Source organism: Undibacterium sp. GrIS 1.2, from assembly GCF_040544435.1.
In the GTDB taxonomy this organism is placed as follows: Bacteria; Pseudomonadota; Gammaproteobacteria; order Burkholderiales; family Burkholderiaceae_D; genus Undibacterium.
The window spans coordinates 40,754-55,882 of record NZ_JBEONP010000011.1 but is presented as its reverse complement, the minus strand read 5'-3'; the positions used below and the strand labels follow the sequence as shown (position 1 = coordinate 55,882).

Sequence of the window (15,129 nt, the reverse complement as noted above, 5' to 3'; positions counted from 1 at the left end):
CCCAATTATTTTTATAAAATATGCCCTATTGTCCAATGATTATTTGGACGATTAAAATATACTTACCACGAGTATATTTCTATGCAGAGCGAGATTTTCCTAAGGCAGCGCGCAGATCAAAGCCTTTATCCGCTTTCTTTTGGGTCCGGCAAGCACATTGCTCCAGATGGTGTGCCATGGCATGCAAGGCGGTTGTACGATCTTTTTGTTCCAGCGCCGTGATCACATTTAAATGTTCATCAAAGGAGCAGGGTTGTGCGCTGGCAGGTGCGCCAGATGCCTCTAAGCTGGAGATTAATAATGTGGTGCGTGAAACCAGGCGGCGCAGCATGTCGACCAATAACTGGTTACCACTCAGTTTCGCTAATTCGATATGAAAGTCCGCCGACAACCGGATCCAAAGTGAGCGGTCGCCCTGCATATACGCGGTACGCTCGCGCTCCACCATCTCGCGCAGCGCTGTTAATTGTGTGGCTTTGTCGTGGGTGGTCGACTGCACAATTTTTTCTAGCACCAATTGCTCCAGACTCTGGCGTAATTCAAACATGTCTTGCGCCTCTTGCTCGCTGGGACTAGCGATAAACGCACCACGGTTAGGCTCCAGATCAACCAGACCATCGGCAGCTAACTGACCTAAAACTTTGCGTACACCGTGGCGAGCGAGTTGATAAATCTCAGCCAAAGATTGTTCTGCCAATTTGGTTTTGGCAGGCAAACGGTGTTCCATAATGGCGTCGTAGATCTCGCGGTACATACGTTCTTCCGCTGACTGATCCGTTGTGGCTGACTTGCCTTCTAGTACGGCAAGCTTGAGAGTGTCGTTCATGGTTTTACTTAGGATCTGGATGATCGGTTCATTAAAATATAGATTGTCGACAATTACAAGCGATTTTTAATGACAAAAAGAGTTGGGTGCTGAATTTCAGTAATTCATCAACGACTCATCAGTATCCGCAATGGCTGGAATGGATGGGCGAAGTGATTAAAACCCAATTACATTGCCAAAAGAACCAGCACAATCCGGCATTTATTTTAAAATCTGTTTGACAGTCAGAAATTACCTCCCTACTATTGTCTACAATATTGTATTTTTTTGTTGTCAATATTTTCAGGCGATCCGCATTTTTATTCTCTCTATTAGCTGGCACCATCGATAATAAAGAGCAATAAAATCAGTCGCCATCCCGACACTTCGATAATAGAATGTCGCTCATCAGTTTCAGCTCGTTTTCAGGCCAATTTTTAGCTCAATTTTCAGGTCTGCTTCAACCAGCAAGAGCGCCCCCAAAGCTAGTGTTTTAATCGTGAAGGAATCAGGATGGGACACATCATGGGACGTATAACTACCCACGTACTAGACACTGCACATGGCAAACCCGGTCAGGGCGTTGCCGTTCAACTCTATCAAATCAAAGACGGACAACGGATCGCGGTTTGTTCCGTGCAGACCAATGCCGACGGTCGCTGTGATCAGCCTTTGCTGGAAAGCGATGCGCTCAATACCGGTGTGTATGAGATCGATTTTGATGTCGGCAGTTACTTCCAAAAAATGGGCGTCAACTTGCCAGAGCCCAGCTTCCTTGGCGTAGTGACATTGCGCTTTGGCGTCGCACATCCGCAGCAGCATTATCACGTTCCGCTGGTGGTGACGCCATGGAGTTATTCTACTTATCGCGGTAGTTGAGCCTAGGATTTGCGGCAATAATTTGAGGCGACGAAACTAAATTTGCCCGGAGTAAATTGAACCGCCTCAATTTGCATATTTAGACTGAACTCACTCAAGATTCAAATAAGGGAAGCAAAAAAGCATGGAAGCATATTTATTAGAGTGGGCCAATCTGCTGCTGCGCTGGCTGCATGTGATCGTCGCGATCGCATGGATAGGCTCGTCGTTTTATTTTGTCTGGCTGGACAATAGTTTAAAACCGCCGGTGGATGAGCAATTAAAAAAACAAGGTGTCGGCGGTGAGTTGTGGGCAGTACACGGTGGCGGTTTTTATAATCCGCAAAAATATACCGGTACACCACCCAAACTGGTCGACGATTTACACTGGTTTTATTGGGAGTCGTATAGCACTTGGTTATCGGGTTTTAGCTTATTTTCGCTGCTGTATTTATTCAATGCAAAAACCTATCTGATTGATACTCGGGTTGCTGATCTGACGCCAACGATAGCGGTAGTTTTAGCGCTGGGATTTCTGGTCTTAGGTTGGATCGTGTATGACTTGCTGTGCCGGGCGTTAAGTAAAAATACTCGTCTATTATCGGTGCTAGTAGCGGCGTATGTAGTTGCTGCTTCATGGGGTGCGTGTCATTTATTTTCTGGCCGTGCTGCCTTCCTGATCATCGGTGCCATGATTGCCACGATCATGAGTGCGAATGTATTTTTTGTGATCATTCCCGGGCAGCGCAAAGTGATTGCGGCGATGCGCGCCGGAGAACCGGTTAATCCAATCTACGGTCAGCGCGGCAAACAACGCAGCGTCCACAATACCTACTTCACCCTACCTGTCTTGTTTGCGATGTTGTCCAACCATTACAGCATGACCTATGCCAGCGAGCATAATTGGCTGGTGCTGGTGTTGATCATGGCTGCAGCCGTGTTGATACGTCAGTTTTTTATTCTGCGGCATAAGGGCAATACCAACTATGTATTTCCTGTTGCAGCGATTGTCATCTTGGCGGCAGTCGCAGCATGGATTGCGCCAAAACCTGCTACTTTGACGGCTGCATCGACATCGTCAGCTGCGACGGCATCAGAGCCTGCATCGAGTGCCAAAGTCGATACAGAGTTTGCACAGGTTCAGCAGATCGTACAGTTACGCTGTATCCAATGCCATGCAGCTAAACCTAGTCTGATGGCGGTGGCGCCGAAAGGACTGATGCTGGATGATCCGGCCCAAATCAAAGGCAAGGCGCAACTGATTTATCAGCAAGTGGTGCAACAGAAGATTATGCCGATGGGGAACATCACTAATATCACCGATGCCGAGCGCGCGACGATTGCGCACTGGGTTGAAAACGGCGCGAAGTGACGATCAACTTCATGCGATCAAACAATAACCCTATTTATTAAAACTAGGACTTACGCAAAAATGCCCCAGCTGCGTTGCAGCGACTCGCCGTACTAAAGTACTGTCTTCGTCGCTACGCCTTGCTGGGACAATGTTGCGTAAATCCTAAAAACACTTAAGAGAAGAGAATCCCATGGCCATCATTCAACTCGATGCAAATGCTCCCGACTTTACGCGCCGCTACCCTAATCTCGCCGATCCGCGCCTGGGTGCAGCTACCCTTGCTTGTAGTGACGATTTTTTTGCTGAAATGTCGCGCATGCTCAATCCCGATCCAGCAGTATTTATCGTCGGCAAATACGACACCAACGGCAAATGGATGGATGGTTGGGAGTCCCGTCGCAAGCGTGTCAGCGGTTATGACTGGTGTGTGCTTAAACTGGCACGCGCTGGCGTGATCAAGGGTGTGGATATCGATACCAGTCACTTTACTGGCAACTATCCACCTGCAGCATCATTGGAAGCCGCTTATGTCGCCGACGGTGCGCCAGATGCGCAAACAGAGTGGCAAGAAATTCTGCCCTCGGTCAACTTGCAAGGCAATAGCCATCACTATCACGAGATTAAGACGACGCAGGCATTTACCCACCTGCGACTGAATATTTATCCCGATGGTGGCGTTGCCCGATTGCGTGTGTATGGACAACCTCAAGCGAATTGGGACGCAGCAGACCGTACACAATTATTCGATCTGATTTCTGTTGAAAATGGCGGCTACGTGGTCGCTGCAGCCAATCAGCATTTTGGTCTGGCATCCAATATGTTAATGCCAGGACGTGGAGTTAATATGGGTGATGGCTGGGAAACCCGTCGTCGTCGCGAACCGGGGAATGACTGGTGCATCATCGCGCTGGCGCATCCGGGCATCGTAGAAAAAATTGAAGTCGATACCTGCCATTTCAAGGGGAATTTTCCTGATGCCTGCTCAATTCAGGCAGCGCATGTGACTGGTGGTACGGATACTTCTCTGGTCACACAGGCGATGTTCTGGCCGGTACTATTAAGCGAACAAAAACTGCAAATGGATCATCAGCATTATTATGTCGACCAGATCAAGTCGCTAGGACCTATTACGCATATCCGGTTTAATATTGTGCCGGACGGTGGTGTGTCGCGGCTACGTTTGTGGAGTCGTCTGACGTAATTATCGTCACATTTTCTCTGTATTTTTTTCGTCCATTTTTTTGTTAGATCTTTATGCCAGCACTTCTCATCGAACCTCTCAACCGCGACCGCTTTGCCGCTTTTGGCGATGTGATTATGCTGGAGGGTGCGCGACACTATCCCATCAATCAGGGTACGACTGAACGTTACCATGCACTGACCAGTGCGGATACGGCAGATCAGGGAGGGCAAACGATCATTAGTCTTTTCCGTGGCCAGCCGCGCGCGTTGCCGATGGAAATCACGATCATGGAACGTCATCCTCTCGGTAGTCAGGCGTTTATTCCCCTGACACAAAATACCGGGGATGAATATCTGGTCGTCGTTGCACCCGCCGGTGATTTTAAAGTAGAGCACTTACGGGCATTTTTGGGTCGCGGTTTTCAGGGCGTCAATTATGCTAAAGGCGTCTGGCATCATCCTCTGATCGCGCTGCATCAAGTCAGCGATTTTGTGGTGATGGACAGAATAGGCCAAGGACATAATTACGATGAACTGTTTTTGCAAACAGATCTCTGGCTGACAAATGATAGCCTTGAGCAGGCGCGGAAGTCGGCAACGTGAACATGATAGTGACCGCAATAATGACCGCATCTCCGCAAGCTTTTCTTCTATGCGCCTGACACTCAGACAGCTACAAATTTTTCTGGCGATTGCTCAATCCGGCACCACCACGGCTGCTGCTGAGACGGTGAGTTTGTCGCAGTCGGCTACCAGCGCCGCCCTCAATGAACTCGAAAGTGGATTGGCTACCAGTTTGTTTGATCGTGTCGGCAAGCGCTTAGTACTGAACGACAATGGCCGCCTCTTGTTACCGCAAGCCAGCCAGATACTTGATGCCGCCAACACCATAGAACAACAATTTCTGGATCAGAATGCGACATCTGGCGCTGGTCTTCGCATCGGTGCCAGCACGACCATTGGCATCTATCTGCTGCCCGCGATCATGGCCGCACTGAACACCATGAGCAACAAGAGCCAGACGACTTCCGGCGCACATCATCCCAATGTCACGATTGCCAACACCGGCGACATCGCGCTGGCGGTCAGCAATTTTGAAGTGGATATTGGCTTAATTGAAGGCCCTTGCCATCAGGCAGATCTGACAGTGGAACCGTGGATCAGTGATGAGTTGATTATCGTCTGCACCCCGCATCATCCGGTTCTGGCGGGCAAGCCTAGCGACAAAGTCCCGCTCAAAGCGCTACGGAGCGCCAATTGGCTGTTGCGCGAAGCCGGTTCTGGTACGCGTGAAGCCGTCGAGCATGCGCTGTTGCCACACCTGCATCACTTACAACCTGCAGGGGAATTTGGCAATTCAGAAGCCATCAAATACGCAGCGGCAGAAGGTCTGGGTATCGCCTGCCTGTCGCGCCGCGTGGTCGCGGATTTGCTCAGTATCGGTCGCTTGGTGGAGATGAAGACCAGCATCCCCAAGTTAGAACGGCGCTTTTATTTAATCCATCATCAGCATAAAATGCTATCTGCACGTCTGGCTTATTTTCTAGATTTTTGCCGTCACTGGACAGCCTGAATTGATCCAGGATTGAGCTTGGACTAGCTTAGCAATCAGACGCCAGCTGGCGTGCCATCCGCATTTTCCGATATACTCCCTATGATTTTTTAAAATAATGCCTGATTGTCCAAGGATTATCTGGACGATTAAAATATACTCACCGCGAGTATATTTTAATCAAAGACCAATCTTCAGTAAGCTTCTGACATAACGGCCACCAATCTGTCCATGTCAGCGCACAATAGAATTAGATGCATGACACTCATGCGCATCACAATCAAACATGTAAATTCACGACCATTTCTTTCCATCCTCAATGAATATCAAAATCAATCAAGACCTGCGCGCACAAGTTGCTCTGATCGACCCGCTCACCCCAAATGAATACGAAGCGCTGGAACGCAGCATCCTGCGGGAAGGTTGCCGTGATGCCCTGGTGCTATGGGACGATACGCTGATTGACGGACACAATCGTTATGCCATTTGCCAGCAACATGGCCTGCCATTCAAAACCGTACAAAATACCAGCCTCAACAGCATGGAAGATGTGGTGTTATGGCTGATCGATAATCACATCGGACGCCGCAGCGTCACTGACTTTCAGCGTGGTATGCTGGCATTACGCAAACAAGAAATTGTCGCCTCCCGCACCCAGCAACAATCTGGTGCAGCAAGCGAATTATCGGTGCCAGATCAAGCCGAGTTGAATGGCGATGCAACGACAGACAAACCGGTCGAGCCAAAATCTAAAGTCAACCGTGACGACATCGCTAAAGCCGCAGGCATCAGCAGCAACGCGGTCACCCAGATTGAAAAAATCCAAAAAGCGGCCTCACCAGCGTTGGTGGAGGCAGTGCGCGCGGGCACCATCTCTATCAGTGCGGCAGCAGCGATTGCCTCACTCCCTAGCGAGCAGCAAATCGCCGCTGTCGCCGGAGGTAAAAAAGAATTACAACAAGCGGCCAAGTCGGTGCGAGAAATGAAGTCGTCCGGCAGGCAAGCCAAAACTCCCGCGGCGGAAACAAAAGCAGATAGCAGCGCAGAACTAGCTCCCGCACTTACGACCTCCGGAGAACATCCCCTGCATATCGAGATCCAGCGGCTCAATGCACTGGTAGCACAGCTTCAAGCAGAAAAACTGGTATTGACGGAGCGATTAACACAACTTAGTTCGGGTCAGAATTCAGTATCCGGCTGACAATCCAAAGTGATACAAGCTGTCTGCCAAGCATAATATTCCCGCATCTGGCGCCTGTTTTTTTTGCAATCTGGCTCATCAATTGGTAGGATGAGTCCTGTATTGTTTTCAAGGTCTGTAATTGATGCAGACCACATGGGGAAACTTGAACAAAATCACAGATGGACGCTCGGATGCCAGACTGCCGACTGGCATTCCGTTCTGATAATGAGATTGTAGAAGTTCCTGTTACGGCAATGATTGCCTTTACCATTTAATTTGCGACCCTTTGCCACCTATGCAAAACAGCCTGACGCACAAGCCTGTAGAAATCAAAATTTCCACTGTAGTCGTAGTTGCCCTCATTTTGCATGCAGCACCGGTGGCAACGCTGGAAGCTGCTTTAAAAGAAATGACGGCGGGAACACCAGATTTTTTTGATGATGAATTTGCAGTCATCGATGTAGAAAATATTGCCTCCGAACCACTCGACTGGGCAACTCTGATTCCCTTATTCAAATCCTTCGGCTTAAATCCCGTTGCGGTTCGCAATGCATTAGATCAAGATCATGCAGCGATCCGTGCTCATGGCCTGAGTATTGATGTAGTGAGCCGGCCACGACAAGAGACCTTGGTGGCAGCAGAGCCAGCTGTAATCGAAGTTGTTCATGAACCGGCGGCGCCTGTAATGGCATCAGCAGCACCGGCAGCGCAAGCCCCCGCAAGCCATTTACCGGCAATGGTGATTGACACTCCGGTACGTGCAGGCCAGCGCATTTATGCACGCGGTACCGATCTGATCATCACCGCATCGGTCAACAATGGTGCCGAAGTCATTGCAGATGGCAGCATCCACATCTACGCACCGTTGCGTGGTCGTGCGCTAGCAGGCGCAACTGGCAATACCGAGGCAAGGATTTTTGCCCTGAGCATGGAGGCGGAATTGGTCTCAATTGCAGGGATTTACCGCACCTTTGATACCGGATTCCCGGCCTTATTACCAAATCATCCGGTACAAATCAAGCTTATTGGCGACAGTATTGAAGTATCATCGGTAAAATCGGCGGGTTGATATTTATTTATTAATATCATTATAAAAATGTATTGATTGCAACTAGTCAAACGATTCAGAATCGCTTTCAGCAAATTGAGTTAAAAAATTAAAGGAGTTCTTTGTGGCAAGAATCATCGTTGTGACATCTGGTAAGGGCGGCGTGGGGAAAACAACTTCCAGTGCCAGCTTTTCGTCTGGCCTTGCCATGCGCGGACATAAAACTGCGGTGCTGGATTTTGACGTGGGTCTGCGTAATCTGGATCTGATTATGGGTTGCGAGCGTCGTGTGGTGTATGACCTGGTCAACGTCATCAGCGGCGAGGCGACATTAAAGCAAGCGCTGATCAAAGATAAGCACTGCGACAATCTGTTTATTTTGCCTGCCTCACAAACCCGCGATAAAGATGCCTTGACCGAAGAGGGCGTAGAACGCGTTCTGAACGAATTGATCAAGATGGATTTTGAATACATCATCTGCGACTCACCTGCGGGCATCGAGCGCGGCGCAGTGATGGCACTGACATTTGCGGACGAAGCGATAGTCGTCACCAATCCTGAAGTATCTTCTGTACGTGATTCGGATCGTATTCTGGGTATTATTCAGGCCAAATCCAAACGTGCTCAGGAGGGTGGCGAGCCGGTAAAAGAACATTTGCTGGTAACGCGCTATTCACCTAAACGGGTAGAAGCCGGTGAAATGTTGTCCTACACCGATGTACAAGAAATTTTACGCATCCCGTTGATCGGCGTGATCCCTGAATCGGAAGCGGTATTGCATGCGTCCAATCAAGGTAATCCTGCAATTCATATGAAGGGCAGCGATGTCTCTGAGGCGTATGAAGATGTGATCTCCCGTTTCCTCGGCCAAGAAGTGCCCCTGCGTTTTGTCAACTATGAAAAACCGGGTCTGCTGCAACGGATTTTTGGAGGTAAGTAATATGGCCTTGCTATCATTTTTATTTAACAATAAACCAAAGAGCGCCAACACCGCCAAAGAACGCCTGCAAATCATCATCGCCCGTGAACGCACCAGCCGTGATGGCTATGATTTTTTGCCAGCTCTACGTGAAGAACTGATCGCAGTTATTTCTAAGTACACTAAAGTCAACGCTGAAGACATCAAAGTATCACTTGATCGCCAAGGCAATTTAGAAGTGCTGGATGTGAATGTGGTGTTGCCAGATGTGGAATTGCGTAGCTAACAGAATAAGCAAACGAATTTAGCAGCGTAATTATTGGATTCATTGGCAAAGTTTTAAGCATAATTTGCTCTATTTAAAAACGGCTCACTCTTTTACAGGAATGGGCCATTTTTATTATCAGTCAATTAGAAAACTGAATTTAAGCTTTAAGGATGATTTCAGTTTTTTCAATTTGCTGTTTTTATTTTTGATGAAGACGCGCTAACGTCCACTTTTAATTATGTAGATAAATCTGGCTAACAATTCAACAATAAATTTACATACTCCCAATTATTTTTAAAAAATAAGACTTGTAAGCCAATTTTTATATGGATAAATAAATAATACTACATGGCAGTATATAAATTTAAAATCTTATTTTTGCGTAAGGCTGCGCATCATTTTCACCAAAAATATTAGAAATAATCTTTTAGCCAACTTCTTTCAAAAATTGCTCAGCACATCTTTAAAAAGTGCTTATTGGACAATATTAATTGCTATTTTTATGATTAATTGAGAAAAAATGGAAAAAATGCCTATTTATTTTGCTCATTATTAGAAGCTTTCCTACAATCATTCTTGTGTTAGGTACAATGCTGTATCTTTACTACTCAATGATTGCTCAACCCCAATCTGTGTGCTCCCATGAGAATTGCCGTACTTGACGATGACAATAATTTATTAGAGCTGGTTTGCACCATCTTGACTGCGGCTGGCCATACCTGCCACCCTTTCCTTAGCGGTAAAGAGATGCTGCATAACTTACGTCGTGATAGCTACGATATGCTGATCCTTGACTGGCAAGTTCCCGATTTGAGCGGAACTGAAATCCTGCACTGGGTCAGAGAGAAACTCTCACCCAATCTGCCGGTCTTGTTTATGACCAGCCGCTCTGGCGAAGACGATATCGTCGCGGGTCTGGCAGCGGGTGCGGATGATTACATGATCAAGCCAATACGTCGTAGCGAACTGGTAGCACGTGTGCAAGCGCTGTTGCGCCGCGCATACCCGGCGCAAACTATGTCGGAGCATCTGCAATTTGGTATCTACAAGTTTGAAACGCGCGCTGGTCGCGTCAGTGTCAATGACGTACCGGTTGAAATGACGCAAAAAGAATTTGATCTGGCGCTGCTTTTGTTCCGCAATCTTGGTCGCCCTTTATCGCGCGCTTATATTTTAGAAGCAGTCTGGTCGCGTGATATTGATATTCCGTCACGCACCATGGATACGCATATCTCACGCGTCCGTAGCAAGCTCGAACTTCGGCCAGAAAACGGCTACCGACTGGCTCCCGTTTACAGCTATGGCTATCGCCTGGAGCAAGTTACAGCGGAGCAGTAAGATTCCTGCTTCAATTTCCTGTTTCAATCTTAGTTAGCACTTTACCGAGGATATTGATCAGGGCACGGACTGAATAATTAGCAATCATATCTGCCGCAGTATCTATTATCGACGTGTTTGATAGCTTGTCTGGCAGCTTGTTTAGGGTTTGATTCCACAGCTTGTCTTTATGACTTGCTAACAAATCCTGATACCAAAGCCAGACCAATGTCCCTTCGGAGATTTACATGTCGCTCGCTTCACGCCCTGCCCTCAATCCTTTGTTGCATTCTTCGCTGTATTCTTCTTTGCGTTCTTCTTTCCATACTTCTTTCTATTTTTCGCTGTCCTCGCAATTGCCATCACTGCGGTCATCGCTACGTAAAAACCTAATCCTGTTAATCCTAAGTGTGGCGAGTTTAGTGCTGTCCATATCGAGCAGTGCTGTATTTGCCGCGCCAAAATCGACTGGTGAGCCGGGCTCCATCTCGCGTACAGAAACCGATATGGTCTACTACGCTTTAGAGGGCGATACACTCTCTTCAATTGCGCAACGATTTACAGAAAAAACACCCAACTGGGTCATCATCGGCAAAGTCAATAATATTACCAATGACAGAACAATACCCATTGGCTCGCTCATCCTGATCCCATTAGACTTATTGCCAGCTGATCTCGTAGAAGCCAAAGTGCTGGCGATGGCTGGGACGTCAACCGCAAAATTACCCACTGGTGCCGAAGAGAATATTACTTTAGGAAATACCTATAAAGAGGGCACCATGATTACCACTGGTAAAAATGGATTTTTGACTTTGGTGCTACCTGACGACTCACGTATCTCTATTCCATCCAATAGTCAGGTCAAGTTAAGCAAATTACGCATGACCAAATATTCTAAAAGCCCGCGTACTGAAATTACTTTATTGCAGGGCCGGGTCGAGTCTAAAGTCACGCCATTGGAATCTAATAAGGGGCGATTTGAGGTTCGCTCGCCACTCGCCGTTGCGGGTGTCCGTGGCACACATTTCCGTGTCAGCGTGAATGATAATGGCATAGCGAATGAGGTCTTGTCTGGCGGTGTTGCCGTAGGTTCGGTCAAAAAACCAAATACGCTGGTAATACCGGCCGGTAAAGGCAATGTAGTGACTCAACAAGGGGTGGGTGATGCAGTTGATTTATTACCACCACCTACACTGGTTGGTAGTTATCAATTACAAGAAAAACCAACACTGGTTTTCAATCTGGAAAAATCTAGCGAAGCAAAAAGCTACCATTTACAAATTGCCAGCGATGCGGCAATTCAAAATGTGTTGACAGAAGTTCGCTCAGTTGAAGACAGGATAAAAATTGATGGTCTTGAGGATGGCAATTATTTTATTCGCGCCAGTACGATTGATAGCGTTGGCCTGGAAGGCTTACCGTTAATCCAGGCATTCACTCTTAAAGCTCGCCCTGAACCACCCTTTAACGTACTACCTAAAGCGAAAATACGCGCAGAAAAAGTAGACTTTGTATGGACTGAGGCAGCCAATGCACAGGCATATCGCCTACAAGTCGCCAGCGATAGCGGCTTCGAAAAAATCGTGCTGGATCAAAACAATATAAAAACCGTGCAATACAGCGCAGACAAACTTGCTAACGGCAAATACTACTGGCGGGTTGCAACGATTGCGCAAAAAAATGGCGAACCCAATCAAGGCCCTTATAGCGATGCCAAAGTGGTCGATTTTTTACCGATTCAAAAGATGAACCCGCCAGGTGATGGCGATGCAAATCAATTGACATTTAACTGGCCGTCTGAGCCTGGTCAAACCTTTGTAGTCCAAATTGGACGCGACGCTAGCTTTAGTAATATCTACTTTTTTAGAAAACTAGATAAACCCGAATTACAAATCCCTCGCATTGCCGCTGGTGATTATTTTATTCGGGTCAGAGCTACTGATGCAGACGGTTATGTCGGTGAATATTCATCACCGCAAAAATTCACCATTGATTCTCGCTGGGTCAGTAGCTCTGGCGAGCCGATCAAATCGGATGGTGCCAGCGTCAAACCAGGCTTTTAATCAATGAATAAAAACATCAAGGTAGAACGGATCGCTCTGCGAGAATGGATAGCCATTAGTATCCTGATGTTATTACTCACAGTGGGATTGGCATCAACCAATGTCCTTAAACGCATTGATCTAAGTTTGTATGATCGCTTCATGCAAGCCAATTCCGTCCCTGCCCGTGATGACATCATCATCGTAGCGATTGATGACTACAGTCTTGCTGAACTCGGTAAATGGCCCTTTGCAAGAGAAAATCATGCTGCATTATTGCGGCAACTTTCTGCTGCCAAACCACTGGCCATCGGCATCGACGTTTCTTTTACAGAAGCAGAGCCAGTGCAGGCAAACCAAGCCAATGGCGACCAACAATTAGCCGACGCATTAAACCAGAATAATGTTGTCGTGCTGCCTTTATCATCCGAAAGCGCGGGCAAAGGATTAAGCATCGTAAAGCCGATACCTGCACTCGCCAGCGCAGCACGACAGCTAGGGCATATTCATCTGGAATTGGATCAGGATGGCGTCGCCCGCAGCGTATTTTTACGAGAAGGTATGAATGGCGAAATGTGGCCACAATTTGCACTGGCGATGAAAGATATCGGCACTAAAATCGCGCCTGGTACCGAGACAAATTTACCAGGAGCCAGAGCGCCTGCCAGCGATCATGCCAAAGACAGCCCAGCATTAAATAACTCAACTAAAGCCAGTACAGCGCAAAACATCCAGGGTATATGGCAACGTGATTACCAGATGCATATCCCGTTTTATGGCAACAATGGCCAATTCACATCAGTACCTTATGTTGCGGTCTTGCGCGGCGAGGTTCCCGCTAGTTTTTTCAAAAACAAATATGTCTTAGTCGGCCCTACCGCGATCGGCATGGCAGATGCCTACCCCACACCTGTCTCTGGAGAAGACGGCAATATGGCAGGGATAGAGATCCATGCCAATGTCCTGGCTAGTCTGCTGGATAATCGCTCCATCCATTTTGCTGCCAACTGGCAAACTAGCTTGTATTGCTTTTCCGCAGTCTTAATCGCATTGCTAGGCTATTTGCTTTTATCACCGCGGATCGCGTTAGTCATCACCGTGATTTTATTTATAGGCTTATTGCTGATCAGTTATGTGGCATTGCGTGAAGGCGTATGGCTACCGCCCACTGCGGCACTGTTTATTCTGATTATCGCTTATCCGCTCTGGAGCTGGCGCCGGCTGGAAGCCGCCATCAGGTATCTGGGTGAAGAATTTATCTTGCTGGACAATGAGCCTCATTTGCTTCCTGAGCTACAGATCGATCTGGATGACGAAGAAAAAAGCCGTCCCTTGCAAGATCGCTTAGAACAACGCATCGATGCAATGCAACTGGCGGCGCGCCGGGTGCGTGATCTGCGTCAGTTTGTGAGCGACAGCTTAAGTAGTTTGCCTGATGCTACGCTAGTCACCACCACAGACGGTAATGTGTTGATGTCCAACCAAGTTGCCAAAGATTATTTTAGTAGCATAGGCATACCGCAAGTGAACGATGCCTTGGTACCCTATTTATTCGCCAAAATGAGTAATCCGCAAGCGATGGACCAGACTGCCAGCAACGCATTTAGCTGGTGGCATTTGCTAGATTTACATCAAAGTAAAACTATGGCAAGCGGTATAGAAGTGGTGGATCCCCGCAGTCGTGACTTGTTGATCAAAAGTGCACCTTGCTATTCCAGCAGCAAAGAACTAGTGGGCTGGATTGTCAGTCTGATTGATATCACTAATATCCGAGCAGCAGAACGCAGCCGGGACGAGACCTTACATTTTATCTCGCACGATATGCGCGCTCCGCAAGCATCTATTCTGGCGCTGCTGGAGCTGCAACAAGACTCCGCTACCGCTTTACCACAGGCAGACTTTTTAAGTCGTATCGAAAAAGCGTCTCGTATCACGCTCGGGCTGGCAGATAACTTTGTGCAGTTAGCGCGCGCTGAATCGCAAGATTATCGAATGGAAGACACGGACTTTCAGGATATCTTGTTGGATGCGACCGAAGAAATGTGGACCCTCACTAGGGCCAAAAATATCCGTATCTCGAGTCAAATACCAGCAGGTGACTATCCGGTGCGGGTTGACCGGGCGCTAATGACGCGCGCTCTGACCAATTTGCTCTCTAACGCGATCAAATACAGTCCGCCCAACACGATTATCAGTTGCAGCCTGGAATACGAACGGGGTCTGGCAGAAGCCTCCGTCATTTGCTCTATCAGCGACCAAGGTTATGGAATCGCCAGAGCCGATCAGCCCAAATTATTCCAGCGCTTTCAACGTTTTAGAAATGGCGAGCAACCCAAAAATGATGGTGTCGGCCTGGGAATGGTATTCGTCAAAGCGGTGATTGATCGTCATCACGGTCAGATCAGTTTCGTCAGCGCCCCCAACGAAGGTACGACCTTTAATATCAAATTACCAGCATTTAGTATTTGATCTGGTTTGATTTGTATTGATCTGGATCAAACCATGTAACTGTGCAGAAACTTGATCTGCGCTAAGCGTTATAATGGCAGCCGTGTTTGCTGGTGTTTGCAAGTGTTTGCAACTACTTCAGCAAGCGATCTA

Annotated in this window: 13 protein-coding genes; 12 read left to right on the top strand and 1 reads right to left on the bottom strand. The window is 47.7% G+C overall.

Annotated features, from left to right (window positions below; all coding sequences use genetic code 11):
* Positions 1-79 precede the first annotated feature (79 nt).
* Complete coding sequence (locus AAKU61_RS06720; protein WP_354330706.1) at positions 80-826, bottom strand: GntR family transcriptional regulator; 747 nt, start codon at positions 824-826, stop codon at positions 80-82.
* A gap of 504 nt (positions 827-1,330) precedes the next feature.
* Here AAKU61_RS06720 and uraH point away from each other — a divergent pair.
* From uraH to AAKU61_RS06660, 12 genes are all read left to right on the top strand, one after another.
* The gene (gene uraH, locus AAKU61_RS06715) at positions 1,331-1,684 is read left to right on the top strand and encodes a hydroxyisourate hydrolase (RefSeq protein ID WP_354330704.1); all 354 of its coding nucleotides are present in this window, start codon (positions 1,331-1,333) and stop codon (positions 1,682-1,684) included.
* A 124-nt stretch (positions 1,685-1,808) separates the two neighbouring features.
* A complete protein-coding gene (locus AAKU61_RS06710; RefSeq protein WP_354330703.1) occupies positions 1,809-3,035 on the top strand; it encodes a urate hydroxylase PuuD in 1,227 nt (408 codons plus the stop codon).
* Between the two features lie 172 nt (positions 3,036-3,207).
* The gene (gene alc, locus AAKU61_RS06705) at positions 3,208-4,218 is read left to right on the top strand and encodes an allantoicase (protein WP_354330702.1); all 1,011 of its coding nucleotides are present in this window, start codon (positions 3,208-3,210) and stop codon (positions 4,216-4,218) included.
* A gap of 53 nt (positions 4,219-4,271) precedes the next feature.
* Positions 4,272-4,802, top strand: coding sequence for an ureidoglycolate lyase (locus tag AAKU61_RS06700; RefSeq protein WP_354330700.1), 531 nt, complete (start codon positions 4,272-4,274; stop codon positions 4,800-4,802).
* Between the two features lie 49 nt (positions 4,803-4,851).
* Entirely contained in the window at positions 4,852-5,772 is a 921-nt protein-coding gene (locus AAKU61_RS06695) for a LysR family transcriptional regulator (protein ID WP_354330803.1), read from the top strand.
* Positions 5,773-6,070: 298 nt separating this feature from the next.
* A complete protein-coding gene (locus tag AAKU61_RS06690; RefSeq protein ID WP_354330699.1) occupies positions 6,071-6,952 on the top strand; it encodes a ParB N-terminal domain-containing protein in 882 nt (293 codons plus the stop codon).
* A gap of 277 nt (positions 6,953-7,229) precedes the next feature.
* Positions 7,230-8,003: a septum site-determining protein MinC gene (minC, locus tag AAKU61_RS06685; protein WP_354330801.1), complete on the top strand. Its 774-nt coding sequence runs from the start codon at positions 7,230-7,232 to the stop codon at positions 8,001-8,003.
* Between the two features lie 103 nt (positions 8,004-8,106).
* Positions 8,107-8,922, top strand: coding sequence for a septum site-determining protein MinD (gene minD, locus AAKU61_RS06680; protein ID WP_322121123.1), 816 nt, complete (start codon positions 8,107-8,109; stop codon positions 8,920-8,922).
* A 1-nt stretch (position 8,923) separates the two neighbouring features.
* On the top strand, positions 8,924-9,187 hold the full coding sequence (gene minE / locus AAKU61_RS06675) for a cell division topological specificity factor MinE (protein WP_322121122.1): 264 nt from the start codon (positions 8,924-8,926) through the stop codon (positions 9,185-9,187).
* A gap of 624 nt (positions 9,188-9,811) precedes the next feature.
* The gene (locus AAKU61_RS06670; protein WP_322121121.1) at positions 9,812-10,507 is read left to right on the top strand and encodes a response regulator transcription factor; all 696 of its coding nucleotides are present in this window, start codon (positions 9,812-9,814) and stop codon (positions 10,505-10,507) included.
* A 227-nt stretch (positions 10,508-10,734) separates the two neighbouring features.
* The gene (locus AAKU61_RS06665) at positions 10,735-12,549 is read left to right on the top strand and encodes a FecR domain-containing protein (protein WP_354330696.1); all 1,815 of its coding nucleotides are present in this window, start codon (positions 10,735-10,737) and stop codon (positions 12,547-12,549) included.
* A 3-nt stretch (positions 12,550-12,552) separates the two neighbouring features.
* A complete protein-coding gene (locus AAKU61_RS06660) occupies positions 12,553-14,997 on the top strand; it encodes a CHASE2 domain-containing protein (RefSeq protein WP_354330694.1) in 2,445 nt (814 codons plus the stop codon).
* Positions 14,998-15,129: the final 132 nt, after the last annotated feature.